Annotated in this window: 25 protein-coding genes; 2 read left to right on the top strand and 23 right to left on the bottom strand. The window is 42.6% G+C overall.

What is annotated here, in order from left to right; genetic code table 11:
• Positions 1–17 precede the first annotated feature (17 nt).
• From ACQRCC_RS00480 to ACQRCC_RS00435, 10 genes are all read right to left on the bottom strand, one after another.
• Complete coding sequence (locus ACQRCC_RS00480) at positions 18–314, bottom strand: YabP/YqfC family sporulation protein (protein WP_427848849.1); 297 nt, start codon at positions 312–314, stop codon at positions 18–20.
• Between the two features lie 69 nt (positions 315–383).
• Complete coding sequence (locus tag ACQRCC_RS00475) at positions 384–1,106, bottom strand: DNA alkylation repair protein (protein ID WP_427848848.1); 723 nt, start codon at positions 1,104–1,106, stop codon at positions 384–386.
• A gap of 18 nt (positions 1,107–1,124) precedes the next feature.
• Positions 1,125–1,550 (bottom strand): large conductance mechanosensitive channel protein MscL, encoded by a 426-nt coding sequence (mscL, locus tag ACQRCC_RS00470; protein WP_427848847.1) that lies wholly within the window; start codon positions 1,548–1,550, stop codon positions 1,125–1,127.
• 177 nt (positions 1,551–1,727) lie between these two features.
• Entirely contained in the window at positions 1,728–2,129 is a 402-nt protein-coding gene (locus ACQRCC_RS00465; RefSeq protein ID WP_427848846.1) for a DUF1284 domain-containing protein, read from the bottom strand.
• A complete protein-coding gene (locus tag ACQRCC_RS00460) occupies positions 2,120–2,665 on the bottom strand; it encodes a biotin transporter BioY (protein ID WP_427848845.1) in 546 nt (181 codons plus the stop codon). Before ACQRCC_RS00460 ends, ACQRCC_RS00465 begins: the two co-directional genes overlap by 10 nt.
• A 78-nt stretch (positions 2,666–2,743) precedes the next feature.
• On the bottom strand, positions 2,744–3,172 hold the full coding sequence (locus ACQRCC_RS00455; protein WP_427848844.1) for an HAD family hydrolase: 429 nt from the start codon (positions 3,170–3,172) through the stop codon (positions 2,744–2,746).
• A 68-nt stretch (positions 3,173–3,240) separates the two neighbouring features.
• Entirely contained in the window at positions 3,241–4,872 is a 1,632-nt protein-coding gene (locus tag ACQRCC_RS00450) for a glycoside hydrolase family 43 protein (RefSeq protein ID WP_427848843.1), read from the bottom strand.
• Between the two features lie 14 nt (positions 4,873–4,886).
• On the bottom strand, positions 4,887–6,227 hold the full coding sequence (locus ACQRCC_RS00445; protein ID WP_427848842.1) for a glycoside hydrolase family 30 protein: 1,341 nt from the start codon (positions 6,225–6,227) through the stop codon (positions 4,887–4,889).
• Positions 6,228–8,231 (bottom strand): beta-galactosidase, encoded by a 2,004-nt coding sequence (locus ACQRCC_RS00440; RefSeq protein ID WP_427848841.1) that lies wholly within the window; start codon positions 8,229–8,231, stop codon positions 6,228–6,230.
• Positions 8,232–8,246: 15 nt separating this feature from the next.
• Positions 8,247–8,387, bottom strand: coding sequence for a hypothetical protein (locus tag ACQRCC_RS00435; protein ID WP_427848840.1), 141 nt, complete (start codon positions 8,385–8,387; stop codon positions 8,247–8,249).
• A 71-nt stretch (positions 8,388–8,458) separates the two neighbouring features.
• On the opposite strand from ACQRCC_RS00435, the gene ACQRCC_RS00430 reads away from it, so the two are divergent.
• Positions 8,459–8,656 (top strand): helix-turn-helix domain-containing protein, encoded by a 198-nt coding sequence (locus tag ACQRCC_RS00430; RefSeq protein WP_427848839.1) that lies wholly within the window; start codon positions 8,459–8,461, stop codon positions 8,654–8,656.
• On the opposite strand, the gene ACQRCC_RS00425 is transcribed toward ACQRCC_RS00430, so the two are convergent.
• The 10 genes from ACQRCC_RS00425 to ACQRCC_RS00380 all read right to left on the bottom strand — a co-directional run bounded on the left by ACQRCC_RS00425 (position 8,604) and on the right by ACQRCC_RS00380 (position 16,487).
• Positions 8,604–9,500, bottom strand: coding sequence for a 4Fe-4S binding protein (locus tag ACQRCC_RS00425; protein ID WP_427848838.1), 897 nt, complete (start codon positions 9,498–9,500; stop codon positions 8,604–8,606). The two genes, ACQRCC_RS00430 and ACQRCC_RS00425, sit on opposite strands and share 53 nt — an antisense overlap.
• 4 nt (positions 9,501–9,504) lie before the next feature.
• Positions 9,505–9,612, bottom strand: a complete 108-nt coding sequence (locus ACQRCC_RS00420; protein WP_427849082.1) for a CD1871A family CXXC motif-containing protein — start codon at positions 9,610–9,612, stop codon at positions 9,505–9,507.
• Positions 9,613–9,637: 25 nt separating this feature from the next.
• On the bottom strand, positions 9,638–10,213 hold the full coding sequence (locus ACQRCC_RS00415) for a redoxin domain-containing protein (RefSeq protein WP_427848837.1): 576 nt from the start codon (positions 10,211–10,213) through the stop codon (positions 9,638–9,640).
• Positions 10,214–10,252: 39 nt separating this feature from the next.
• The gene (locus tag ACQRCC_RS00410; protein WP_427848836.1) at positions 10,253–10,921 is read right to left on the bottom strand and encodes an HAD family hydrolase; all 669 of its coding nucleotides are present in this window, start codon (positions 10,919–10,921) and stop codon (positions 10,253–10,255) included.
• 8 nt (positions 10,922–10,929) lie between these two features.
• Positions 10,930–11,418, bottom strand: coding sequence for an N-acetyltransferase family protein (locus ACQRCC_RS00405; protein WP_427848835.1), 489 nt, complete (start codon positions 11,416–11,418; stop codon positions 10,930–10,932).
• Positions 11,419–11,434: 16 nt separating this feature from the next.
• Complete coding sequence (rlmH, locus tag ACQRCC_RS00400; protein ID WP_427848834.1) at positions 11,435–11,914, bottom strand: 23S rRNA (pseudouridine(1915)-N(3))-methyltransferase RlmH; 480 nt, start codon at positions 11,912–11,914, stop codon at positions 11,435–11,437.
• Between the two features lie 22 nt (positions 11,915–11,936).
• Entirely contained in the window at positions 11,937–12,713 is a 777-nt protein-coding gene (locus ACQRCC_RS00395) for a DUF975 family protein (protein WP_427848833.1), read from the bottom strand.
• Between the two features lie 150 nt (positions 12,714–12,863).
• The gene (gltA, locus tag ACQRCC_RS00390) at positions 12,864–14,252 is read right to left on the bottom strand and encodes an NADPH-dependent glutamate synthase (protein WP_427848832.1); all 1,389 of its coding nucleotides are present in this window, start codon (positions 14,250–14,252) and stop codon (positions 12,864–12,866) included.
• A complete protein-coding gene (locus tag ACQRCC_RS00385) occupies positions 14,252–15,139 on the bottom strand; it encodes a sulfide/dihydroorotate dehydrogenase-like FAD/NAD-binding protein (RefSeq protein WP_427848831.1) in 888 nt (295 codons plus the stop codon). The genes gltA and ACQRCC_RS00385 overlap by 1 nt, the downstream gene beginning before the upstream one ends.
• Before the next feature lie 166 nt (positions 15,140–15,305).
• On the bottom strand, positions 15,306–16,487 hold the full coding sequence (locus ACQRCC_RS00380) for an iron-containing alcohol dehydrogenase (protein WP_427848830.1): 1,182 nt from the start codon (positions 16,485–16,487) through the stop codon (positions 15,306–15,308).
• Between the two features lie 207 nt (positions 16,488–16,694).
• Between ACQRCC_RS00380 and ACQRCC_RS00375 the strand changes: the two genes are divergently transcribed.
• Positions 16,695–19,649 carry a leucine-rich repeat protein gene (locus ACQRCC_RS00375; protein ID WP_427848829.1) on the top strand — a complete coding sequence of 985 codons (2,955 nt, stop codon included), beginning with the start codon at positions 16,695–16,697 and terminating at the stop codon, positions 19,647–19,649.
• A 59-nt stretch (positions 19,650–19,708) separates the two neighbouring features.
• Here ACQRCC_RS00375 and ACQRCC_RS00370 read toward each other — a convergent pair whose 3' ends face one another.
• The 3 genes from ACQRCC_RS00370 to ACQRCC_RS00360 form a co-directional block, all read right to left on the bottom strand.
• The gene (locus ACQRCC_RS00370; protein ID WP_427848828.1) at positions 19,709–21,019 is read right to left on the bottom strand and encodes a chitobiase/beta-hexosaminidase C-terminal domain-containing protein; all 1,311 of its coding nucleotides are present in this window, start codon (positions 21,017–21,019) and stop codon (positions 19,709–19,711) included.
• Positions 21,020–21,106: 87 nt separating this feature from the next.
• The gene (locus ACQRCC_RS00365) at positions 21,107–23,596 is read right to left on the bottom strand and encodes a DNA translocase FtsK 4TM domain-containing protein (RefSeq protein ID WP_427848827.1); all 2,490 of its coding nucleotides are present in this window, start codon (positions 23,594–23,596) and stop codon (positions 21,107–21,109) included.
• 112 nt (positions 23,597–23,708) lie between these two features.
• Positions 23,709–24,386, bottom strand: coding sequence for a ClpP family protease (locus ACQRCC_RS00360; protein ID WP_427848826.1), 678 nt, complete (start codon positions 24,384–24,386; stop codon positions 23,709–23,711).
• Between the last annotated feature and the right edge of the window lie 26 nt (positions 24,387–24,412).

Genomic DNA, 24,412 nt, shown 5'->3' with positions numbered 1-24,412 from the left:
TGCTCCTTTCTGAATCCTTATTGCTTCTGATATTCGATTGTATTTATAGTTCCGGTAACCTTCATTTCATCATTCGTATAGGATTCTATCTGAAGCATGCAGCCGCATATCTTAATCTGTCCGATTCTGGTCTGGATGCGAATCAGAGTGTCCGTATACTCCAGTATTCCGCGATAGTTCATCAAATTCAGTTCCATCTGTCCGGTTACCGTCAGTATGGGCGCTCCAAGAACTACATCCTTTGGCGCTCCCGACGCCTCTGCCATGCGGTTTTTCCAGGACCGGCTGTCGGCTTTCGCTTCTCTTTTTTTCATAAAAAACTGCCGCACACACCATTTTATCACTAATGTATGTACGGCAGTTTCTGATTATTCGTTTTTCTATTATTTACGACAGGCAGTACTGCTTCTCTTTAATCCCAGCACTTTTTCTTTCTCTTCTTTACTGACCCGATAGGACTCCCGAATCTTCTGGATGGATTTCTGATGGGTAAAATCATCCAGCTCATCCCCCTCAAGCAACTCCCATGTCTGCTTCGGAAACTTCACATAGCAGATGCTGACCGCCCAGGCAGCCGCCATCTTTACGTAATATCCTTCATGACAGATACCTGCCAGTTTATCCAGCACCCGCTCAATAAACTCTTCTGTCACAAAATGATCCAGAAGTGACACGATCCCGAAACGGATCTCATATTCCTGATTACTGTCAAAGAACTTCTCCAGATATCGATACCAGAGCTCCTGATCTTTCTTCATAAACTTATAAGTCATACAGCTACTGTCACAGACAGCCCAGTTATTAATCTGAGGCACAAATTCATCCAGAAACCTCATCCGCTCCTCCATGTCACATTTCAGATATCCAATGATCATTCCATGCAGCAGAAGTTCCTCATGATAAATGTCCTGCCTTTGTTCATAGACTATGATTTCGTTTATGTACTTTCTGCCATCTCCCTTTGCCAGCGCTTTCGCAATCTCACGCAGCTTTGGAACACGGATTCCCAGCATGCGGATATTATCTCCGGGAACCAGAGATGCGTTAAAATCCCGGTATTTTTCTTCAGAATCCTGCATCAGTTGTCTGCGTATTTCTTCAACCATAGGCTTCACCTTCTGTTATTACGCCTCTTCCTCAATGATAGAAGTACAGTGCGGACATCTGGTTGCTTCAATATCAATCTCACTCTTACAGAACGGACACTTCTTAGTTGTCGGCGCTTCTTCTTTTTCCTCTTCTTTTTTCTTTGTCATGGCTGCTGCTTTATTCAACACCTTGATCAGAATAAAAATCACAAACGCCATAATGAGGAAATTAATGATTGCCGTGATAAATGCTCCGTAATTGAGAGTCACATCTCCGGCAAGCTGCAGATGATATTTGTCGAAATTCATACCACCAAAAAGACCAAGAAGGGGATTAATAATGTCATTTACCAGAGAATTCACAATTGCGGTAAACGCACCACCGATAATGATACCGACTGCCATGTCCATGACATTGCCACGACTGATAAAGGCTTTAAATTCATCTAAAAATTTTTTCATTTCTCTGCTCCTTTTCTTTTGTTTCTTCTATTTCAGACTATTCAATTCACATTATAACGAAATATCAATAAAATAACAACTATGTACAAAAACAAAAAGAGAGGCATATTCCAATTAGAATTCCTCTCTTATCCAAATACTGTTTTTATTCTACACTCTTTCGTCATCCGCAATAGATTATCCGAAATGTTTTCCAACCAACCGCTCCCGGCAGGCACTCACCGGATACCAGGAGCACTCTCCGCAAATATCCGCCAGGATCTCCGGAGTCATTTTGCTCCGGATTTCTTCGGTAATTTCCATATAATTATATGTTTTCTCTTCCAGATGGAAATACTCAACTACCTTTCCGTCAAGCTGCTTCACATGTTCATTGCTGTCGCACAAATCCACATCCAGCATATGAGGACAGCACACACACAGGTCATCGGTGGAAAAAGTAAGTTGAATCTCCACCAGTCCTTCCCCGCGGAGTTTCCCGACGATCCTGTTCATATTGCTAACGAACGCATCGTTATAGCCTTTCCCCTGATATCCCTGTGTACAGAGCAGATGATGAGGTCTTAATCTTATGCACATTGCAGCACCATCCCTAGTCTCTTGCGAAGCTCCAGTCCCAGCACAGATGCAACAACAGCTTTTATGATTGCCGTCGGAATAAACGGAAGTACACATGCTGTGATTCCGGTTGCCACAGGACTCTGGGTAACAACGCAGAAAAGGATCACACCAACCACATAATTAGAAACTGTTCCAAGAACCAGGAATAAAACGAACAGTTCTTTCTTCTTAAGTTCTACCCCAAGCCCGATCAGATAAGCCATGATCGGAAATGAAATGATAAAACCTCCGGTCGGTCCCACCAGATTCTGAAATCCTCCGCTGAATCCAGCAAATACCGGAACTCCGATGGCACCTAATAATACGTATACCAGAATGGACATTCCACCCTTTTTGGAACCAAGCACAATACCTGCCAGTGTAATCGCAAAGGTCTGCATGGTCATCGGCACACCGAGGGGCATGGGAATAGAAATCTGTGCCATTACGGCAGTGATAGCAGTCATGATAGCAATACTGCATATATCCTGAATTGAGAATTTTGAATTTTGCATATTATATGCCTCCATTTCTTAAGTCTGTCAACATTATATATGCAGGTTTTTCTATTGTCAACTTATTTTTAATATTAGTTAACTATTTGTCTGGTCTTCTATAAATGAAACAAAATTCGGTATTTCTTCTATGGAATCTGCCAGAAAATCTGCTCCGTCAAGTTCTCCTTCTTCTCCGAAGCCATATCTGCATCCCACGAAAATGCTTCCACTGGAAACAGCGCATTCCATATCACTTTTTCTGTCACCGATTACAATATAAGGACCCGGTATGTCTTTTTCAATCTTCCGAATGATCTCTGTCTTAGGTGCAAAATCATAGGATTCACAGTCGTAAAATGCATTAAACCACCGCTCCATGGAAAATTCCCTCCAGTGTGCCCTGCGGTATGCTATCTTGCAATTGCTTAAGATTACCATACGGAATCCCATTTCTTTAAGTGCAGTCAGCATCTCTTCCGCTCCCGGATACCAGACTGCCTTATGGTCTTCCACCTGCTTTACCATAGATTCTCCGACACGCCTGCTGGCTTCTTCCCTGAGCAGGATACATATGTCAAGAGTTGTGACTGAATTTATTTTTCATCCACATATTCAAAAAAGTCAAAATCTGCATAATGTTTATGTTTCACACGATCCGCACAGGTAAGACCTACCATGGTTCCTGTAAATTCTCCGTATTTGCAGTATTCATCAGAAAACCTGGTTGTGTCAAATACTCTTCCTATTTTTTCATACTGTTCTCCGTCAATACTCCATTCAAACCAGGACTCTCTTCCGTTAATATACAGTCTCAAATAAACCGGACAGTCCGGTACCGGAATTCTTGAATTCAGAAATTCCGTCTTTTCTCCATTTTCAAGCTGTATGACAGAAAGTGCACTTTGTCCCAGTGTCTCACTGTAATACTTCCGAAGATTGATATAATTCATATTATCATAATACAGGATCAGCCCGGCACTGTGCTGATGCACCTCAGGCAGGAATTCCATTTTCGTTGTGATTCGCGCATGTACACTGGTAAGCTTTCTAGCAAGAATGCTTACTTTATTCAGTGAAGTGCGTGATTCCTGGCCACGGATCCTTACATATCCGGGCCGTGCCTTCACATCCGCGAATGACTGCGGCATCAGTCTTGGAGCATAATACCAGATTCCCAGCTCATTTGAATCAAAATCATCAAAATTAGGTATCCGTGGCATCGGACATTCCGGAAGACTGCTTTCCGGTACCTCCTCTTTAGCCAGATTGCTTCCATCTGCCATGCGGAGCCAGTGATCCTCTGTCCACATCATTTTCTGAATGGCAGTCTCCCTTCCAAGTGTACAGCGAAGCTCCGGTACAAAAGGACGTGCCGTTAAATGCACCAGATACACTTCCCCATCCGGTGTCTCAACATAACTGCCATGGCCGGATTTCTGCAGTACGGAATCCGGATTGAAGTATTTGGGTTTCAAATGATCCGGATCGTGACGCTCATAAGAATCTCCGGGAACAGAGGTTACAATCGGATTTTTCGGATCTTTCTCATATGGTCCCCATACGTCTTTGGCTCTTCCCATGGTAACACAATGGTTGTAACCGGTGCCGCCTTCTGCACACATGATATAATAGTATCCGTTTCTTTTGGTCAGATGAGGAGCCTCGATACAGCCTCTGTCCGTCCCTCCACTCCAGATACGCTTCGGATATCCGATAATTTCTTTATTCTCCGGAGAATATTCTACCATACAGATTGCTCCCGGTTTTTCATATCCTTCTCTTGTCTCCCATTCAAGGGATACCACCCATTTTCTTCCATCATCATCATGGAACATGGAAGCGTCAAAACCGGAGGAATGCAGATATACCGGTTCGCTCCATGGACCCCTGATATCCTTCGCTGTAATCACAAAATTATCCACATCAAAATATCTGGCATTCATGGAATTCATTACGCCATATACAACATAAAATAAATCATCCGCCTCACAATAGGTAAGGCATGGTGCCCAGATCCCCTTTGCAGAAGGCAGCTTTTTTAAATCCACTTTTTCATCATCAGTCAATACATGGGTATAAAGCTCCCAGTTTTTTAAATCTTTTGAATGATAGACGGGTATCCCTGGAAACCATTCAAACGTTGACACCGCCAGATAATAGTCTTCTCCTTTTCTGCAAATACACGGATCCGGATTAAAGCCCGGAAGTATTGGATTTTTTATCATAATCATCACCTTCTTTAAATCGTATCTTCATCAAATTTGCCGCTAACAATAGAATTTGCAGGAATAACAAATGTAAATATTTTACCGGAAATACGAAGATGGCATTTCTGTTCTTCACCACTTCTGTTTAATAATATAAATATCTTTCCACCATCTTTATTTTCCCATGCCGTCATATCGATTTTATCTGTATACCTTGTGGAGGCAAGTCTTACCGCACCCGGTTTCAGAAAGCAGGCGAAATGCCGGTAATACTGCAGACATTTTCTCTCTGCCAGTTTTTTGCTTTTCAAATCAAACATATAAGGAGCTTCACAGTAATTCGCCGTATGATTCGGTCCTCCTTCACTGTCAAGCAGAATGTTCCAGTCGTAAAATCCACACATGCCATGATTCAGATTTCCAATCATATCATGCGCCAGCCGTCCTGCATTTTCCAATTCTGCATTCCTGTCGTATTTACCAAATTCCAGACAGCTCTCAGACAATATCAGCTTTTTATCCGGATACATCTGTCTCACAAGATCCAGTGCTTCAAAATGATCACCGCTGTACCAGTGAAATGCCACACCATCCACCAGATCGTCTGTCGTTTCATCTATAATCCCGGAAGCTCTTTCATATACGCGTTCCTTATTATGATCCCAGATGAAAATCTCTATATCATCCAGCCCATGCTCTTTCAACGTCGGTGCAAGATAATCCCGGAGAAATATTTTTTCTTCCTCCACTGTATAAACACAGGAATCCCATTCCTGTACGGCTTTGGGTTCATTCTGAATGGACATTCTTACAACTTCATAGCCTCTGCTTTTGAATTCCTCAATATACCTGCACAGATATTCTGCCCAGCGTCTCCGGTATTCCGGCTTTAGAGAACCACCCTTTTTTCTCTTGCAATTTGTCTTCATATATGCCGGTGGAGACCATGCTGATAACATAATTTTCAGCTTTTTCCCGGCTTTCTTTTCTGCCGCTTCCAGAAGTGGAATGATATACTTCTCTGTATCAGCAAACGAAAACATCTCAAGCGTTTCGTCCTCCTCATAAGGATCCGCCTCATACATATGGGTAGAAAAATCACAACTGTCCATGTGTATGCGTACCTGTGTATATCCCATCCTGTCCGGATGAAAATAGGTTTCCAACATTTCATTCTGCTGTTTTTCGGATAATTCCGAGAAAACATATCCGGCCGCATCGGTCAGAGCCCCTCCGAATCCTTCAAACGTCTGGTATTTTATTTCCGGATAAATATTTAAGACCTCATTTTCCGTACCGTCATCTTTTTTGCATGTGATGACATTCTCCTTAAAGTTTTCAGCCTCTGTTGTTGTATACAAAAAAGCTCTCATCTATATTTCCTCCAATATTTTCACATCCCAGTCTTTCAGAGTGATACTGTCACCTTTTCGATAAATTTCACCCGTCAGAATGTCCTGTACTGAACGATAGGGACAAAGAACGGTTCTATCTTTTTCGCTGTAATGAAGCAGATAATGCAGCTTTTTCCCTTCCTGATTCATGCCGCTTCTTATGATTACCGGCCAGGAAAAATTGCTTTCTGCCTGCAAAATACCCACTTCTTCCGCAGCAGTTCTATACACATCTTTTATTACATCTTTTTCTGTATAACACCCAATGTAATATGCATGTCCTTTTCCATAATAGTTGTGGGTGAAAGCTGCATATCTTCCCCAGTATTTATGCTCATAATCCGCTATGCTCTCCCCGCCGTCCAGCTTAAGCAGTTCTGCAAAAAACTGTACTTTCTTTCCCTTCACTAACGCCTTTCCCGGCTCTGTAAACTGGTTATAGCTCATACCAAAGCATCGGTGAAGTCCGTGCGGCTGCGTGTCCGGATATACGCTTAAGTGCTCATCCGCCACAAATGACCGGAAAGAGCTTATAAGAACACCGCCATCTGATACGAATCTTTCCAGCTTACCGATTGTCTCTTCATCGGCACTGTAAAGTGCCGGAGTTACAATCATTTTATATTTAGATGCATCCAGTGCATGTACATCTACAATATCACATTCGATATTCATTTCATAAAGGCTGTCATACATCCACCTTACCACATCATTGTAACTCAGATCCCTGTCAATTGGAAACCACTTGCACGCAGTGAGAGAATGATTATCCACAACCAGGGCAACCTGATTTTCTTTTTTCAGATGCATCAGACGACTTCCAACCTTTTTCCACTCCTGCCCAAATACGCATGCTTCTTCATAGGCAGGATTCACAGACAGATCATGGCTTAACAGCCCTCTCCAGTACGTTTCATAACCGTTATGGATGGAATGCCAGTTCCAGTACATAATACCATCCGCCCCGCTGGCAAGATGACTGTAGGCGTGAAGCCGCAGCTGTCCCGGATAAGGAGTCCAGTACTTAAATGCCTGGGCCTGACATTCAAGGACAATGTAATTATCATTTTTCAGACTGCGGATAGAATCACCTCCAAAGGCTATCTCCGCACCGGTCAGTTCATCCTGCGTCGGATGATAGATATCTGTTCCGGCTATGGTAAGACACTTCGAAGCTTCATAGTGATTGATATCCGGCTGCACACCGTAAGAATATCCATCCTGAGCAATATCTGCCCCGAATTTTTTCCATTCGAAATCAAAATTATGGGTAATAAACTGTTCTTTTCTTTTATATTCTCCTACCAATTCTGCCTGCCATGCCAGATACTCTGCCACAAGCTTTCTCCGAAATTTTTCGAATTCTGCCACAAGCCCGCCATTCACGCATCCGCTCATATCCGGGAAATCTTCCCAGTCATGAATCGAATTGCTCCAGTAGGCAAGATAAAACGCCTTATTTAATTCTTCTGTTGTTTCAAAAGTTTCCCGGAGATACTCCCGGAACATGGCCTGAACCTGCTCTCCCACATTTCCGTAATACTTTGTCTCATTATCAATCTGAAAACCAATCACCTGGGGATGATCTGCCGTGTGGGCGATCAGCTTTCGAATGACTCTCTCCGCATAAGCACGGAACACAGGATTCCACAGATTCATAAGCTGGCGATGACCGTATTTTTTTCTGCCTTTATCTGTCACCGCCATAACATCAGGCTCTTTTCTTTCGAGCCATGAGGGAATTGCATAGGTCGGAGTACCGATAATTACCTGCATATCATATTTTTCTGACACTGCAAGAACCCTGTCAATATAGGAAAAGTCAAACTCACTTTCTCTCGGTTCCAGTGTGCTCCATGTAGATTCCGCAATACGGATCACATTCATTCCCGCCTGTTTCATCATTTTCATGTCCGTTTCTATCCTGTCATACGGCATATACTCCGGATAATAAGCTGTCCCAAATAACAATTCCCGATTCATAACTCACTCTCCATTTTATTTATCTGTTCTGTGTTTTCCTTCTGCCAGATCCGCTACAACCTGATCATATTTTTTATCCAGATCAAAGAACGCCATACAAACGATACAGATAACCGATGTGATTACCGGTACCATATCCATTATACCATTCTCCATAGGTAATTGCATCCTGAAGACATCCGAACATAGTTGCACCGCCGTAGCCAAATCCAAGTGAACACATTTCATTGACAAAATTCATACAAAAAGAAAAAATCAGCCTGGCAAAAAACCTGCTGATTTATTCTCATTATTCTTATATTGAAATAGCAACTTACCTGGGTTACTCATCCCAGAGTCATCTCGGAAAACAATTCAAAGAGGAAACAGGATTTACTCTCCGTAAATACCGGGAGCTTTATGGGATGAAGGATTTTGTGTGGTAGATGACTTACTCCCATACCGCCATGAAAAGGACAACGCTTCCTTGGGACAGCATGCCGTACATTTCCCACATCGGATACACTCTGCTGAATTCGGATTTGTTACCGGATTCACATCCATCGGGCACACAGCCTGGCATTTTCCGCAGGAAATACAACTATCCTTATTAATTTCCATATGGTAAACACTGATTTTATTTAATATGCCATATATTGCTCCCAGAGGGCACATCACCTTACAGAAAAACCGGCAGACAATCACACATCCGACCAGAGTAATGATCAGGATCAGCATCTTAACCGAGAACAATGATCCTATGATCGCCCTCAGTTCCGGATGTTTGGCCAGCATCGGAAGCCCTGCTTCTAACGTACCTGCCGGGCAGATATACTCACAAAATGCCGGTGCCCCCATTCCCACCTTATTCGTATGCAGAATCGGAAGTGCGAGAACAAACACAACCAGAAGTACATATTTTACATATGTAAGGGTCTTCCATATTTTCTTCTTGGGAGATGGAATCTTATAGATGAGTTCCTGAATCAGCCCAAAAGGACAGATAAATCCGCAGATAGCTCTCCCAAATAATACGCCAATGGCCAGCACAAAACCAAGCACATAAAAACTCATCTTAAAGTTAATAGATCCACTTACTGCCTGCATGGATCCGATCGGGCAGGACAGTCTTGCTGCCGGACAGGAATAACAATTCAAACCCGGATTACAGAACTGCTTCCATTTCCCTTTATATAACTGCCCATTCACAAAATTGCCGAGGTATGTATTGGAATAGCCAAAAGCCACAATCTGAATGATTTTTCTTTTTATTTCCTGACTGATCTTCATTGCACTACCCCAATCCAATACATTCCAGACAGATGTTTATGGCTTTATTCAGGACAAGCGCTATCTCACCTCTGTATACACCATACGCAGTCATTGCAATTGCCGATACCATAATTATCCCTTGAATCATCTTTTTCTTACTGCTGTCCATTCAAATATTCCTCTACAAAATCTTTATAGCCTTCTACATTAACCCCTATGATCGGATCACCGACAATATTTCCCTCTTTGTCTACAAAAATGGTCGTTGGTACCCCAACAATATGCTTCAAAAGCTCAGAAAAATCACCAGAGACAGGCAAATGTACATAGTTTGCTCCCGTCTGTTCTATAAAATGCTGTGCATCCGCATATTCCTGTGAATCCTTCGATTCAACATCAGTTATAATCCCTATAATCTGTACATTATCCGGCATGGACTTGGACCATTCTCCCAGTTCCGGCATCTCACTGATACACGGACCGCAGAACGTGCCCCAGAAATTCACCACCGTTAAATCTGCCTGCGAAAAAATATCATTGGTAACCGTATTTCCGTCAAGATCCGTAACCGAAAACTCCGGCATTGTATCCGGAAACGATGAAACAGATGACATCGCTTTTGCAGAACTGTCTCCCTGTGTTTTTGTGCTTTCGTCGTCTTCTGCACTGCAGGCACAGAGAGACACACATAATACTGTCGTCAAAAAAATTGAAGTTAATCTTTTTATCATAAAACCCTCCATTTGAAAAACTGGGTAAGACTTCCCGGTTTATTCTTCATCAAGTTTCAAAATAATTTTCGCAACATCCATGGCACTTTCGGCTATATAATCCGCACCGGCCTCTTCAAGCTCATTTCGATCTCCATAGCCATAAAGTACTCCCATAGAATCCAGGCCATTTTGTTTTGCTCCAATAATATCATGCCTGCGGTCTCCAACCATGAGTACGCTCCCTTTATCCTCATCCGGAATCCCAAGCATCTCCAATGTATAACGGATTACATCTGCCTTTTCATTACGTGATTTATCCATCGTTGCACCACATATCTTCTCGAATTTATCAGTAAGTCCAAAGTGTTCTATGATTCTAACCGAATACTCTTCCGGTTTCGAAGTCGCTATTGCATGTTTTTTCCCGCTCTCACTTAGTAATTTCAGACTTTCCTCTATCCCCTCATAAACAGAATTTTCAAACAATCCTTTTTGCAAAAAATATTCTCTGTAAAACACGACTGCCTGTTCAGCCTGCTCCTCATTCATGCCATAATATTTCTTCATAGAATCAACAAGCGGAGGCCCGATAAACTGGAGAAGTTCTTCCTCATCCCTAATCGCAAATCCCATTTTATTCAAGGCGTAACGAACAGAATTCAAAATACCAGGTGCCGATTCCGTAATCGTTCCATCCAGGTCAAATAATATGTACTGATACTTCATAAGTTCTCCTATTTATTTTCTGCAAGTTTTTTTATTACTTTTTCTGACGCACGGAAGATTGTGCATTCATCCAAAGGCACAGCTCCTAAAGAACGATAAAAATTCATACTTGATTCATTCCAGTTCAGGCAACACCATTCTAATCTTCCGCATCCGCGTTCCAAAGCAATTTCTGCCATATGGCCCAATAACTTTTTACCATATCCTTTTCCACGATACTCCTGATCAATGAATAAATCGTCAATATAAAGTCCGCCTTTTCCCAAATAAGCCGGGAACGTCTGATAGAAAAAGGAAAATCCTATTTCCTTTCCATTCACTATTGCAAATACGACTTCCGCCCGCTGTTTTTCAAACATCCACTCTTCCAAAAGTTCTTCCGTCGCAAATACAGCCTCCGGAATCTGTTCATAATCAGCAAGCTTTCTGACAAATTGAAATATCAAAGGAATATCCTTTATTTCTGCATATCGGAATGATACTTCATTTCTTTCCATCTAATGATTTCCTCCGTTACTTATGATATGGTTCCCCGTTAATGATCCTGTAACTCCGGTACACCTGCTCCAGCAAAATTACCCGCATTAGCTGATGCGGAAACGTCATCTTCGAAAAGCTCAACGCATAATCGGACCTGGCAAGGACCTCCCTGCCAAGCCCGATAGATCCGCCGATAATGAAGATAATATGGCTGACTCCCTGTACACCGAGTGTATCGATCTTATCTGCCAGTTCCTCCGAGGTTAGTTGTTTTCCGCCAATCTCAAGAGTGATAACAAAAGCTCCATCTCTGACATTCTTCAGAAGACGCTCTCCTTCTTTTGACCGGATAGCATCCTCCACTGTCTCACTGGCATTCTCCGGCGTCTTCTCATCTGCCACCTCAATGATCTCAAGTTTACAATACCTGGAGAGACGCTTAGAGTATTCTGCAATGGCATCTCTCAGATATTTTTCTTTAATCTTTCCAACCGTTAAAATTGTAATCTTCATATCTATAAACTCGCATTAAGTTTTAGAATACCTGCTGCGTATTTCTGCTCTGGAAATAGTTTTCACGCAATACCAGGAACATCTCGGCATCTGTTGCATATACATACGGTGCTACATAGAAAATTCCTGCAATTCCACAGGTGATTCCTGCGAGCAGTTCCCATCCGATAAATGATAAATCCAGAACAAATGCATTCCACTTCTGTCCTGTCATCATCTCTTTGCTGATACGAAATGCATCCTGTCTGCTCATCTCCGGACAATCTGCCAGAAGATATGGCACCATACGATATTCGTACGCCTTAATAATTCCAGGAATAACAAACAGAAGACTCCATAATGCAATAAATAAATCTCTCAGGAACAAAGTGAGCACCATCTTACCATATGCACCACTCTTAAATGCGTATAAAATCTTTCCTACGCCCGGTGTATCATTCGCATTCTCTACAAAGAAACGGCATCCACCTATCTCCATTGGAGAAAACACAAAAATGCGAAGCAACTCTACAATAATCACTGCCACGCTAAAGATAGCCATAAAAATCAAAACAAATGCTTCTACGCTGATTCCCATATCATTAGATGCAGCAGTCAAAGAATTTATAAAGTCCTCTGCCGGATTCCCCTGACTGGTAATTCCAGCCTGTTCAGTCATCTGTCTGCCGGCATTAGATGATGCTGTTGATGCTGCACCGCCTGTCACTATCATCAGAATCAGGGCAACCAGTACACAACTCCAATAATTGCGTTTAAATGCAACCTTTGCTCTCTCCTTCAACATTGCTCTAGTCCACATAATATTTCTCCTTTAATGTTAAAATAGTAAGTACTTTTGTTATCGTTAACATTATAACTCATTATATCAGCGAAGTGAAGCGTTTCTTTGAATTCAATTATGTTTCAAAAAAGGAGCGCGGTTTTCCGCGCTCCAAAAATACAATATATATTATTTCTGTGACAACAGCTCGTGAATACCCTTTGCACCAGCTTTACCAGCTCCCATTGCAAGGATTACAGTTGCTGCACCTGTAACAGCATCTCCACCTGCGAAAACACATGCTTTGGAAGTCTGTCCATTTTCTTCCTCAGCTACGATACATTTTCTGCGGTTTGTCTCAAGCCCCTTTGTTGTAGATGCGATCAATGGGTTCGGTGATGTACCAAGGGACATGATTACTGTATCCAGTTCCATCTCATACTCAGAACCTGGAATCTCTACCGGACGTCTTCTTCCGGAAGCATCTGGTTCGCCAAGTTCCATCTTGATAACCTTCATACCTTTTACCCATCCATTCTCATCAACGAGGATTTCTTTCGGATTGGTCAGAAGATCAAAGATAACGCCCTCTTCTTTTGCATGATGTACTTCTTCTACTCGTGCCGGAAGCTCTGCTTCGCTACGACGGTATACGATATGTACCTCTGCTCCAAGACGAAGTGCAGTTCTTGCAGCATCCATAGCTACGTTACCTCCACCGATAACGGCTACTTTCTTACCTGCTGCGATCGGTGTATCATAAGAACTGTCAAAAGCTTTCATCAGGTTGCTTCTGGTCAGATACTCATTTGCTGAGAACACACCATTTGCAGTCTCTCCCGGAATTCCCATGAACATTGGAAGTCCTGCACCGGAACCGATAAATACTGCTTCAAAATCTTCCTCTTCCATCAACTGATCGATGGTAGTGGATTTTCCGATTACTACGTTTGTCTCGAATTTAACACCTAATTCTTTAACTTTTTCAATCTCTTTCTTTACAACTTTCTGTTTCGGAAGACGGAACTCAGGAATACCATAAACCAGTACACCACCCAGTTCATGAAGAGCCTCAAATACAGTTACTTCATAGCCAAGCTTTGCCAGATCTCCTGCACAGGTAAGTCCGGACGGACCGGAACCGATAACAGCTACTTTATGACCGTTCATCTTTTCAGCTTTCTTTGGTTTAATATCATTCTCCAGTGCATAATCTGCAACAAATCTCTCCAGTTTTCCGATAGATACCGGATCACCCTTGATTCCGCGGATACATTTGCACTCACACTGAGACTCCTGTGGACATACTCGTCCGCAGATAGCCGGCAATGCGGAAGACTGTCCGATTACTTCATATGCACCTTCGATATCTCCGTCCTTTACTTTGGAAATGAATCCAGGAATATTGATAGATACCGGACATCCCTGAATACATTTTGCATTTTTACAGTTCAGGCAGCGGCTTGCTTCATCCATTGCCTCTTCTTTATTATATCCATAACAAACCTCTTCAAAGTTTGTTGCTCTTACTTTCGCATCCTGCTCTCTTACAGGAACTCTCTTTAATACATCTGCCATTATTCGTCACCTCCGCAGTGGCCACATCCACCATGGTGAGTGTCGCCTTCCTGTAATTTCAGCATTGCACGTCCCTCAGCGGTCTTGTACATCTGCTGTCTCTTCATTGCCTCATCGAAGTTAACAAGGTGTCCATCAAATTCCGGACCATCCACACAGGCAAATTTAATCTCATCACCAACATGCAGACGGCAGGCACCACACATACCGGTTCCGTCTACCATAATCGGGTTCATGCTGACGATTGTCGGAATCTCCAGCTTCTTGGTCAGAAGACAAACAAATTTCATCATGATCATCGGTCCTATTGCCACACAGATGTCGTACTTATTGCCCTCTTCTACCAGCTTCTCAATCTTGGTAGTAACCATACCTGCATGACCATAAGAACCATCATCTGTACATGGATAATAATTACCGGCTACTGATCTCATCTCATCTTCCAGAATCAGCATGTCTTTCGTCTTGGATCCAACGATAACATCTACATGAATGCCGTGCTCTTTCATCCATTTTACCTGTGGATAAACCGGTGCAGCACCAACGCCTCCGGCTACGAATAAAATCTTCTTATTCTTCAGGCTCTCAATGTCTTCTCCCACAAATTCTGATGGACATCCAAGTGGTCCGGTAAAATCACGAAAAGCATCTCCGACTTTCAGTCCTGCCATCTTATGTGTGGATGCTCCTACAGTCTGGAAAACGATAGTAATCGTTCCTGCTTCTCTATCGTAATCGCAGATGGTAAGCGGAATTCTCTCGCCTTTCTCATCCATTTTAACGATGACAAACTGACCCGGCTCACAGTGCTTCGCTACACGTGGAGCTTCAACATCCATAAGATAAATCATATCGGCCAGTTTTTCAGCCTTTAATATCTTGTACATCTTATTTCCTCCTATCATTTCATACTTATTCTATAATAATGTATTTGCCCAAAAATATCAAGTACACTCCAATTTATTTGTGGCAAAATGCTGAAAACCACTTTTTATAGTTTTATGGTTTTGAAAAAGACAGATGCGGCTGCACCTGTCTTTCCATCAAACAGTTTTAGAAGTCTACTTCTGTTCCGTAATAAATACATGTAAAGAGTCTTTCCATTGTTGCAGGATCAATTGCTCTCGGGTTAGAACCTGTACATGCATCACCAACTGCATTTGCAGCGATTTCTGCTATTTTTTCCTTAAATTCATCTTCCTTAATTCCAAACTCTTTTAATGTAGCCGGAATTCCAAGGATTACATTAAACTCATCAATTTTAGCACAGAGGCTGTTGATTAAGGATTTTTCAGAAGCTCCCTGAAGTCCAATTTTTCTTGCGATTTCAGCGTAACGTTTTGCTGCAACCGGATCCTTTGCATTATATTTAATTACATATGGGAGATACATTGCATTTGCAAGACCGTGTGTAATATGTCCTGTTGAGAACGCAGCACCAGTCTTATGTGCCATGGAGTGTACGATACCAAGCAGAGCATTGGAGAATGCCATACCTGCCAGACACTGTGCATCATGCATCTGTGCTCTTGCTTCCATATTACCCTTGAATGATGCCGGCAGATAGTCAAATACCATCTCAATAGCCTGAATTGCAAGAGGATCTGTGTATACACAATTCAGTGTAGATACATAAGCCTCAATTGCATGTGTCAGTGCATCCATTCCTGTGTATGCAACCTGATGTGCCGGAAGTCCTTCAACCAGTTCTGAATCAACGATTGCAACGTCAGGTGTAATATTAAAGTCTGCCAGAGGATATTTGATTCCTTTTTCGTAATCTGTAATAACTGAAAATGCCGTAACCTCAGTTGCTGTTCCTGATGTCGATGGAATTGCACAGAATTTTGCTTTCTGTCTCAGTTCCGGGAAGTTAAATGGAATAATCAGATCTTCAAAAGTAGTCTCAGGATACTCATAGAATGCCCACATAGCCTTTGCAGCATCGATTGGAGAACCTCCACCCATAGATACAATCCAGTCAGGTTCGAATTTGCGCATTGCTTCTGCACCTTTCATTACGGTCTCAACAGACGGATCCGGTTCAACACCTTCAAAGAGTTCTACTTCCATACCTGCTTCTTTCAGATAATTCACTGCTTTATCCAGGAATCCCTGACGCTTCATGGAACCACCGCCCACAACAAGAATTGCTTTTTTACCTTTCAGATTCTTCAGTTCTTCCAGGCATCCCTTTCCGTGATAAATGTCTCTTGGTAATGTAAATCTTCCCATTTTTCGCATCTCCTTTGCGTTTAAACATTGTTAATTATTTGATAATCTCATTCTAATCCTGTTAAATATTTAACGCAATAGGTTTTCCCTTGTTTTTTGTATTTTTTTTCATACAATTACGCAATACTTTTCTATTATTTTTGTAGCACCAAAAACTCAAAGATGTTACAATTTATTCAAGATTAATCGTGTAAGGAGGCGTTTTTTTTGAAAAAAATACTATCCATTTTTATTGCATTTTCTCTGTTGTTTGGCACATGCCAGATTGCTTTTGCAGTAGAGGACGTTCTTACCGAGGGAGACTACAAATATGTAGTTCTTGAGGACGGAACCATTGAGATTACCGAATATACCGGAAAAGAAGAAACGGTCACTATTCCCTCGAAGCTTGGCGGAAAGAATGTTACCAGACTCGGCGAATCGGCATTTCGTGCAGGCATTCAGGTTCACCATCTCATTCTGTCCGAAGGGATCACATCCATTGGGGATTATGCCCTCGAAGCCTGTTCCAATCTCGAAACTGTAGTTATGCCGGACAGCCTTACGAAAATAGGACGATGTGCCTTCTCCGGCTGTGCAAATCTGAAAACTGTGGATTTTTCTGAAAATCTTGAAACAATTGGTGACGGTGCTTTTTTATCCTGCCGGAATCTGACATCGATCGTTCTTCCTGCCAGACTTACCAGTGCCGGGATGTTTGCCTTTGCAGAATGCAGCAGTCTCTCCAATGTTTCACTGAATTCTGGTTTAACCGCAATCAGTGACCGGCTGTTTTACTGCTGTGCCGCCCTGAGCCAGATAGAAATCCCATCTTCTATAACTACAATAGGCACCCGCGCTTTCGCATCCTCCGGACTCCAGACTGTCAATATTCCTTCCAGTGTTACATTCGTCGGTGAATATGCATTTGCGAATTGTGTAGATCTTACTGCTGCTGATTTTCCCTGTTCAGAACTTGCCGCAGGAACATTCGACGGTGATTATTGCCTTAACGCGATAAATTTTACAGGCGGTCTGAATTCTATCGGATGTAAAGCACTCTCCGGATCTAATCTTGCAACGGTTGTAATTCCACAATCCGTAACGAGTATTGACGGATCTGCATTCAATCACTGCAATACCGGTGCATACGCTGTAGAAGAAGGGAATTCCGCTTTTACTGCCGTTGACGGCATCCTGTATAACAGTGACATGACAGAACTTGTTGCCTATCCGAACTTAAAAGAGACTGATACACTTGTAATACCTGAATCCGTTACGAAAATCGGGGATTATGCATTCAGTACAGCAGATATTAGCGGTGAAATTATCCTTCCCTCTGCAACCCTAGAAATTGGAAACTATGCTTTTGCAGATACAAGTACAGCAATCACATTGAATGAAGGGCTCCAAAAAATAGGGGATTATGCATTTTCCGGATACGGTTATGGACTTGAAACACTCCATTTGCCTTCTTCTTTGGAAGTACTTGGTGTGGGCGCTTTCTGCCGCACCAATCTGGAAAAACTTACCCTTCCCGCTAATGTAACACAAATTACTGACTGTATGTTCCGTGAAAGTAATCTGCACTCCATCACATTATCCAATTCTGTATCTGAGATTGATCCTACAGCATTTTCGGAATGTAATGAACTGTCAGAAATTAATATTCCTGAAAGTAATGCATATTTCACAAACATTGACGGAGCTATATTTACAAAGGATGGAACGGAACTGGTTCTGTGTCCGCCTTTCGTCTCAGCAGATTCCTATACCGTACCGGAGGGTACCCGGAGAATTGGCGACCGTGCTTTCCTTGGAAACAAATCTGTCTGCGCGCTTTACATTCCCTCTTCTCTCACCGAAATGGGGGATGCAGCGTTTGGCTTTTATTACGAATATAGAAATACCACATTCCTCAGACAGAAAATGACTTCCTCTGCACTTGCGATTTATGGCAGTGCAGATTCGCCGGTACGTGAATATGCACTGAAAAATAATATTGCATTTTTCACAGGCATTCCTTCACAAAACGCGGAGGATATCACTCTCGCCGGTGGAGAAACCTTTACCTTTTCCATTCTGAATGCAGTGACAGATGATGTCTCATTTACATCCAGCGATGACCGGATTGCAAGTGTAGATCAAACTGGAGTAGTAACAGGATTGAAACCCGGAACTACTTCCATCATTGCAAATGTTGGACTTTTTACTTTTAAACTCAATGTGGAAGTTACGTCTGACTGTGGTATCGCATACACAGGTTTTGATGACAGTTCGTACAAACAACTAACAAAAGATACTATCAGAAAATGGGCGATTGACTATAATACATACAACAATGTACCGGATGGTTTTCCCAATTATTATATCGATCTGTATAAGGGACAGGCTTACTATGAATCCATGAAAGGTGTCCAGGACGAATCCTCCTATTATTACACGATTGGAACAGATTCCTTTGGCAGTGATTACAAAGAAATGATGCTGGCAATGAATCACGGTGTAGCTGCAGAGCTTGCACGCTACAGACAGCCCGAGAATGTAGTCCTTTACAGTGGTGTTTCCACTCTTTATACCACTCAGCTGACCGGAAGCGATCCCAGCATAAAGTCTTTAAAAAATGCTGTCGGAACAACCTATACCGACCCATTCTTCATGAGTACTTCTCTTTCGGAAATGGTATCACAAAACTTTGCTTCTTCTGATGGAGTTGTTTACATTGTTTACGCGGATAAAGAAGCACTCAATAATTGCCCTGCGGGATACGCAGATTCTTCAAATACAGATGTGGGTGAATACGAAATATTGCTTGACGGAAATGCAAAATTCGAAGTACTTGATGCCGGCGTAAGAGAAGTATATATGGAAAGCTTCAGTACTGATGAGGCAGAAACCCGGTTGGAGAGATATGTAAAACTGAAACTGATCAACGAAGGTGGCTCTCCGGATCAGCCTGTATCCCCCGACAAACCGGTAACTCCAGATGAGCCTGAGACTCCGGAAAAACCGGTCAATCCGGAAAAACCGGAAGACAATCCTTCTTCAAAATATTCCGGTAAAGTGAAAACAGCTGATTCGACACAAACAGCGACAATCATTATCTTCGGATTTTTTATGATTGCATCAGTTGCTACAGTTGCCGTTACCCGATATAGAAAGAAAAACAAATACCTTTCCTGATATATGATAAAAAGCAATTATCAGCCGCTCACAAACAGCTGATAATTGCTTTTATTTCTTTACTGAATAGTCAGTTCATAATTTCTGGTAGTAACACCACTGAGTCTGCCTTTTCCATTCACCAGCACTGCTTTGAATATAGTTGATCCTGCAGGCATTTCAATCGGACCTGTGTACAGATTCGACTCCGTTGTAGGATCACTCCTGTCCATCGTATAATATGCTGTATATCCATCCGGTACCTGAATCGTGATCTGCACAGGTTCATCATACTGTCCGGTGGACGGTGTTACTGCCGGAGCATCTTCAATCGGAAGCTCGACCATATATGTCTTGGTTTCCGTAAGACTTGGAACACCCTTTTTATTTACAGCAATCGCTTTTATCGTCGTCTCTCCCTCGGATATCTGAATTGGTTCATCGTATTTCTTACTTTTCTCCGTCGGTTCGGTGCCGTCTATCGTATAGTAAATATCCCCGGATTTCGCAGTCAGTGAAAGTTGTTGTACATCATCAAAAGTCTCCGAATCATCCAGACTAAATTCCGGTACACTCACAATATATGCCGATAACGACTCACGTACTGAATCTTTTGCCTCATCCAGAAGAATAGGAATTTCTTTGCTTTGACTGGTTTCCAGATAGAACTTTATGCATGCCTCATAAATAGCAATACTCTCCGGATATTTATCAATCGCATCCCGATATATCTCTTCTGCTCCATCTCTGTCATTGTCAGCAAGGCAGATTTTAGCCAGACCAATGTAAGCCTCAGCCTTCTCAGGAGCCTTTTTCACTGCCTTATTAAAATAATGTTCTGCATCGCTGTACTGTTGTTCTGCCAAAGCTTTATAACCTTTTTTCACCTGTCCGGAATAAGAATTCTGGTACAGTACAAATCCCAGTACTCCTAATACTACTGCAATTATCAACAGAATAATCAATGCACGAAGCAACTTCTTCTTTCTGAGAGCACGTTTTCTCTCAGCCTGCCTTTTCCGGTCATTTCCCGCATTTCTTCCAGTACCGGAAGCAGTATTCCTTCTGCCCCCCGAAGCAGTATTCCTTCTGCCGCCGGGAGCAGTATTTCTCGACACTGCCGTATTTCTTTTTACCACAGTATTTCTTTTTACCGCAGTATTTCGCCCGGCTCTTGTCATACTTCCGGTTGAACGTTGCAGTGACGCAGTTCGGCTCATATATTCATAATCATCCAAAGGAGTCTCTGTTCCATCAATGGAACCCTTTACCTGTGCTGCAAGCACATCATCCAGGGGATTATAATCCGGTACGATACGCAACTCTTCACCGCAATACTCACACCGCAGCATGCCATTAGGCATTTCTCGCCCGCAGTTTCTGCACCTCATCTCCTGACAACCTCCTGTCACTCTGTAATCATAATTTTTTCATAACTTAACTAGCATACTACATAATCCGAACAGTTTCAACTCTATTTATATGTATTCATCAATATACTGTTCAAACTCTTCCATTGACATCAATACCTTTCTCGGCTTTGTACCCTCTTCCGGTCCAACCACACCAGCCTCACAAAGCTGATCCATAATTCTCGCCGCACGGTTAAATCCAATCTTGAACATTCGCTGCAGCATACCTATTGATGCTTTTTCTTTTTCAATAATAAACTTCCCGGCTTCAACGAAATAGACATCCCGTCCATCTCCATCTGCACTGCCGGAAACAGTACCTGTCACACCTGCCGAAGCACTGCTGTTGACCTGATTCACGATTTCTTCGCTGTATGAAGCGTCATCATTATGTTCTTTCAGATAATCTACTACGCTCTGCACCTCTCTGTCAGATACGAAAGATCCCTGCACACGCGCAGGTTTCTGATATCCAGACGGATAAAACAGCATGTCACCCTTGCCCAGAAGCTTTTCCGCTCCATTCATATCAATAATCGTTCGTGAATCTACTCCGGAAGATACGGAAAATGCAATTCGCGAAGGCATATTTGCCTTAATCAGTCCTGTGATAACATTTACCGACGGACGCTGTGTAGCCAGAACCAGATGAATTCCTGCCGCTCGAGCAAGCTGTGCCAGTCGACAGATTGCTTCCTCCACTTCTCCCGGTGCAACCATCATCAGATCTGCAAGCTCATCTACAATAATTACGATCTGAGGCATCTTTTCCATCTTTATGCCATTTTCATCCGGTACTGACTGTTCTGCTTTTTCGTTATAGCCTTTCAGATCCCTGACATTCTGTTCTGCAAAAAGCTGATAGCGCTTTGTCATCTCGCCAACCGCCCAGTTCAAAGCTCCTGCAGCTTTTTTCGGATCTGTTACTACCGGTATCATCAGATGTGGAATTCCATTATATACACTAAGCTCCACCACCTTCGGGTCAACCATGATCAGTTTGACCTCATCCGGCGATGCCCCATATAAAATACTCATAATCAGGGTATTGATACATACCGATTTACCGGAACCGGTAGCACCTGCCACCAGAAGATGTGGCATTTTGGCAATATCAGCCACCACAACCTTACCGGCAATATCCCGTCCCACAGCAAAAGAAATTTTAGATTTACTGTTCTTAAACTCCTGGGATTCCAGAAGGTCTCTCAGCATGACGGTAGCATTTTCCTTGTTCGGAACTTCGATTCCAACCGCAGCTTTTCCCGGAATAGGCGCCTCTATACGGATATCCGCAGCCGCAAGGTTCAGTTTAATATCATCACTCAGACCCACGATCTTGCTTACCTTAACTCCCTGCTCCGGCTGAAGCTCATATCTGGTTACAGACGGACCACAGCTTACATTCGTGACAGTCACATTTACTCCAAAATTATGAAGTGTCGTCTGAAGCTTCATTGCAGTTTCGCGCAGATGTGCATCTGAATCACCGCCACCCTTTTTACCTCTGGTAAGAAGAGAAATCGGTGGATATTTATAGACTTTTTTCGGTCGTTCATTTCCGGCCGCAACAGCCGCCTCCACATGAGCCACCTCATCGGCTACCATGTCTTTTCCCATACGGGATTTCTTCTGCACCACCGCAGGCTCTTCCATCTTTTCAGCAGGAATTACTTCTTCCGGCTCTGCCTCCGGCATTACCGCACGATTAATCACAAAATCCGGTTCCGGCTGGGGAGCAGAATGCTCAGCATTCTCCTGAGATGCTGCCTTATCTGTATTGATATTCAGCTCCTCTGCCTCCGTTTTTAATTCCCGAAGCTCCGGTGACTTTTTGTCTGACTTATTTTCAAGTGTAGTAGCAAATGATACTCCCGACACATGTTTATCTTTTCTTTTTTCTTCGCGGCGTCCATCCTGTAACTGTTTCTTCTGTTCATCCAGGCGCTCTTCCATCTTACGCTCCTGTTCCTGTCTTTTCAGCTCACGACGATTATCCCGGAATTCCTTCCTTCTGGCGGCATCCTGCCTTGCCCGGTCATAGGCACGCCCGCTTCCGGTTCTCACCGGCTTCAGAAGAGATTTCTCCGTAATCAGAACCATACAGATAATGATCAGGATAATAACCACCACATATGTACCTGCAATTCCTATTGCAGGTGTCAGCCACTCTGTAAATACATAACCCAGATTTCCTCCGGCCTCACAGAGTAATTCAAATAATATACAAAGCAGGACGAAAAGAACAATTGCTGCTCCTGCCTTGATATAAGCCTTTACATTTTCCCTGTTGGAAATCAGAAATGTAACCGTTCCAAATAAAAGGAAAGGAACCAGATATGCTCCCGTTCCAAATAATCCCATCAAAACAGATGCTATGGCCTCCCCTGCAAAACCACAGAATCCAAAATTACTGAGCAGAATCAAAATGCTGACTGCAAGTGTGAGCCATATAATAATCTCATCAGAATAAAAACTCCCTGTTTCCGCCTTCTTCGTCTGTCTTTTGGAAGTCTTTTTTCTGGTATTTTTTTTCTTTACCGGCTTTGAAGCCATATAACTTCCCCCTTAAAAATCAAGTGTGTAAATACACATACTATATTTAGTATAGCATTTTTAAAATAGACTGTCATTATCAAATTATATTGTTGTTTATTTTCATTGTTTTTCACTGCACATGGTCAATCATTTCGTGCAATTTATGCAAAGCATCACTCATTCCACCCACCGCATCGATCAAACCTTCTTTTACTGCTTCTTCTCCCTCCAGAAGAGTTCCCACGTCTTTCACAAGCTGGGTGGGGTTCAGCATCAGTTCTTCAATTCGTTCCTGACTCATATGAGAATGCTTCGCAAGAAATCCTGTGATGCGATCCTGGGTACGGACCATATTTCGAAAACTCTGCATGACACCGATAAACATTCCACTGGAACGAACGGGATGAATGATCATCGTGCCACTCGGCACAATAAAAGAATAATCTGCCGAAACCGCCAATGGACCTCCGATCGAATGACTTCCTCCCAATACCAGGGAAACAGTAGGCTTACTCAGAGATGCTATCATTTCCGCAATAGACAGACCTGCCTCAACATCACCTCCCAATGTGTTAAGGAGAATCAGAAGTCCATCAATTTCCTCACTGTCCTCAATCTCAGCAAGCATGGGAAGCAGGTGTTCATACTTGGTAGACTTCGTATTTCCGGACACAGCTTCGTGGCCCTCTATTTCTCCAATAATTGTAATCAGCTTAATACGGTGTCTGGATGATCCGGATGTAAGATTGGCTGTTCCCATCTCCTTGATCTGTTCATTTTTCTCTTCTTCTTTTCTGTTTTCCGCCATAAAAAAACACCTCCATACTGCTTAGT

The organism is Sporofaciens sp. SGI.106, assembly GCF_050314255.1.
GTDB lineage: Bacteria > Bacillota > Clostridia > Lachnospirales > Lachnospiraceae > Claveliimonas.
Note: the sequence above shows the minus strand (reverse complement) of the source record. Positions and strands in the feature narration are given on the sequence as shown.

Coding starts and splice junctions, on each gene's coding strand:
- ACQRCC_RS00440 (WP_427848841.1), bottom strand. CDS start 8,231: ATGAATCGGGAATTGTTATTTGGGACAGCTTATTATCCGGAGTATATG.
- ACQRCC_RS00445 (WP_427848842.1), bottom strand. CDS start 6,227: ATGAGAGCTTTTTTGTATACAACAACAGAGGCTGAAAACTTTAAGGAG.
- ACQRCC_RS00415 (WP_427848837.1), bottom strand. CDS start 10,213: ATGATAAAAAGATTAACTTCAATTTTTTTGACGACAGTATTATGTGTG.
- ACQRCC_RS00425 (WP_427848838.1), bottom strand. CDS start 9,500: ATGAAGATCAGTCAGGAAATAAAAAGAAAAATCATTCAGATTGTGGCT.
- ACQRCC_RS00365 (WP_427848827.1), bottom strand. CDS start 23,596: ATGGCTTCAAAGCCGGTAAAGAAAAAAAATACCAGAAAAAAGACTTCC.
- mscL (WP_427848847.1), bottom strand. CDS start 1,550: ATGAAAAAATTTTTAGATGAATTTAAAGCCTTTATCAGTCGTGGCAAT.
- ACQRCC_RS00405 (WP_427848835.1), bottom strand. CDS start 11,418: ATGGAAAGAAATGAAGTATCATTCCGATATGCAGAAATAAAGGATATT.
- ACQRCC_RS00385 (WP_427848831.1), bottom strand. CDS start 15,139: ATGTACAAGATATTAAAGGCTGAAAAACTGGCCGATATGATTTATCTT.
- ACQRCC_RS00460 (WP_427848845.1), bottom strand. CDS start 2,665: ATGCAAAATTCAAAATTCTCAATTCAGGATATATGCAGTATTGCTATC.
- ACQRCC_RS00380 (WP_427848830.1), bottom strand. CDS start 16,487: ATGGGAAGATTTACATTACCAAGAGACATTTATCACGGAAAGGGATGC.
- ACQRCC_RS00480 (WP_427848849.1), bottom strand. CDS start 314: ATGAAAAAAAGAGAAGCGAAAGCCGACAGCCGGTCCTGGAAAAACCGC.
- ACQRCC_RS00420 (WP_427849082.1), bottom strand. CDS start 9,612: ATGGTATCGGCAATTGCAATGACTGCGTATGGTGTATACAGAGGTGAG.
- ACQRCC_RS00410 (WP_427848836.1), bottom strand. CDS start 10,921: ATGAAGTATCAGTACATATTATTTGACCTGGATGGAACGATTACGGAA.
- ACQRCC_RS00475 (WP_427848848.1), bottom strand. CDS start 1,106: ATGGTTGAAGAAATACGCAGACAACTGATGCAGGATTCTGAAGAAAAA.
- ACQRCC_RS00465 (WP_427848846.1), bottom strand. CDS start 2,129: ATGTGCATAAGATTAAGACCTCATCATCTGCTCTGTACACAGGGATAT.
- ACQRCC_RS00435 (WP_427848840.1), bottom strand. CDS start 8,387: ATGGAGAATGGTATAATGGATATGGTACCGGTAATCACATCGGTTATC.
- ACQRCC_RS00455 (WP_427848844.1), bottom strand. CDS start 3,172: ATGGTAAAGCAGGTGGAAGACCATAAGGCAGTCTGGTATCCGGGAGCG.
- gltA (WP_427848832.1), bottom strand. CDS start 14,252: ATGGCAGATGTATTAAAGAGAGTTCCTGTAAGAGAGCAGGATGCGAAA.
- ACQRCC_RS00370 (WP_427848828.1), bottom strand. CDS start 21,019: ATGAGGTGCAGAAACTGCGGGCGAGAAATGCCTAATGGCATGCTGCGG.
- ACQRCC_RS00360 (WP_427848826.1), bottom strand. CDS start 24,386: ATGGCGGAAAACAGAAAAGAAGAAGAGAAAAATGAACAGATCAAGGAG.
- ACQRCC_RS00450 (WP_427848843.1), bottom strand. CDS start 4,872: ATGATAAAAAATCCAATACTTCCGGGCTTTAATCCGGATCCGTGTATT.
- rlmH (WP_427848834.1), bottom strand. CDS start 11,914: ATGAAGATTACAATTTTAACGGTTGGAAAGATTAAAGAAAAATATCTG.
- ACQRCC_RS00395 (WP_427848833.1), bottom strand. CDS start 12,713: ATGTGGACTAGAGCAATGTTGAAGGAGAGAGCAAAGGTTGCATTTAAA.